A 1556-nucleotide genomic window follows, 5' to 3' on the forward strand; every position below is an offset into this window, starting at 1 on the left:
CTGCTGATCGTCGCCATCCGGGCCTGGGCACCCTCGCGCAAGGCGGCGAATGACCGGGCGGCCCGGTCCATCCTGCCGCAGGAGCCGTCGGATGGCTGAGACCACGGACCCCCACGCCCTGCCCGGTGCCGACCCCCACACCGGCAACCGCCGCATCGACCCCGTCACCGGCTACGACACCACCGGCCACGACTGGGGCGGTATTCAAGAGCTGAACACCCCCTTCCCCAGGCTCGCCGCCATCGCGCTGCTGCTGACCTTCCTCTACTCGGTCGTCGCCTGGGTCCTGTTGCCCGCCTGGCCTACGGGCCGGGATTACACGCGCGGCCTTCTGGGGCTGGACCAGGGCCGCATGGCCCGCGACGGCTATCAGGCGGTGGACGCGGTGCGGCAGGGCTGGCTGTCCCGCTTCGCCCAGCCGGACTTTGCCGCCCTGGCCGCGGACGACCTGCTGATGGCCCAGGCCATGCCCGCCGCCGCCCGGCTTTTCGCCGACAATTGCGCCGCCTGCCACGGCACCTCGGGCAAGGGCGGTCCCGGCTTTCCGGCGCTGAACGACGCCGACTGGCTTTGGGGCGGCGACCCCGAAACCCTGGCCGAGACGATCACCCTTGGCATCAACGCCACCGACGACAGCCGGCTGGCCGAGATGCCCGTCTTCGACTGGCTCGCCCCCGCCGACCGCCAGGCGCTGGCCGCCTATGTCTCTGCCCTGCCCTCGGGCACGGCCCCCGGTGACAACCCTGGCGCCGCCCTCTTTGCCGAGAACTGCGCCGCCTGCCACGGCGACGGCGGCACCGGCGGGCTTCTGGCCGGGGCGCCCTCGCTGACCGACCGATCCGCGATCTACGGCCAGGACGAGGCCACCATCCTGACCACCCTGCGACACGGCCGCCGCGGCGTCATGCCGGCCTGGAGCCAGCGCCTTTCCCCGGCCCAGATCAACCTTCTCGCCCTCTACGTCTCTACCCTGCCACAGGCCAAGCCATGAGCCCCGCCCGTCAGCGCCACCTTGCCCTTGCCGGCGCCGCCGCCGTGGTCGCGGCCTTCGTCGCGGCGAATGTCCACCTGGTGGTCACCGCCATCGCCTCGCAGCCCGCCTGCACCGCCCTGCCCGACGGCCCCGCCCCCGCCCGGCACAGTTGCTGAGGTCCCGATGCTTGAACCCCTTCCCACCATTCAGACACGCGCCCCGGTGGAAAGCCCCCACGCCCGCCACCTGCCCGCCCGCGCTGCGCTGGACTGGCTGGCGGCCGGCTGGCGCGACCTTGCCCGCGCGCCGGGGTCCAGCCTTGCCTATGGCGCGGCGGTCGTGGCGCTGTCCTGGGCGGTGCTATGGGCGCTGGCGACCTGGGGGCTTCTGTACCTGGCCCTGCCCGCGCTGTCCGGCTTCCTGATCGTCGGCCCCTTCCTCGGCGTCGGCCTTTATCAGATCAGCCGCGGCCTTGCCCAGGTGTCGCGTTGCCTTTAAATCCGGCACACGGCGCGTTGGGCAGCGTTTGTTGCCCTTAAATGTGACATTCAGACGCCAGCTCGTCGGAGTTTTTCCCTGTTTC

General features: G+C 71.9%; 3 protein-coding genes. All 3 read left to right on the top strand.

The window, feature by feature from the left end:
- Positions 1-91: 91 nt before the first annotated feature.
- From ccoP to IE126_RS25650, 3 genes are read left to right on the top strand one after another with little or no spacing between them, the layout of a single operon-like run.
- The gene (ccoP, locus tag IE126_RS25640) at positions 92-991 is read left to right on the top strand and encodes a cytochrome-c oxidase, cbb3-type subunit III (protein WP_189383219.1); all 900 of its coding nucleotides are present in this window, start codon (positions 92-94) and stop codon (positions 989-991) included.
- Positions 988-1149: a hypothetical protein gene (locus IE126_RS25645; protein ID WP_168776691.1), complete on the top strand. Its 162-nt coding sequence runs from the start codon at positions 988-990 to the stop codon at positions 1147-1149. Before ccoP ends, IE126_RS25645 begins: the two co-directional genes overlap by 4 nt.
- A gap of 7 nt (positions 1150-1156) precedes the next feature.
- A complete protein-coding gene (locus tag IE126_RS25650; RefSeq protein ID WP_189383221.1) occupies positions 1157-1471 on the top strand; it encodes a DUF2189 domain-containing protein in 315 nt (104 codons plus the stop codon).
- Positions 1472-1556 lie beyond the last annotated feature (85 nt).

The organism is Gemmobacter nanjingensis (assembly GCF_014652195.1).
Lineage (GTDB): Bacteria > Pseudomonadota > Alphaproteobacteria > Rhodobacterales > Rhodobacteraceae > Gemmobacter > Gemmobacter caeni.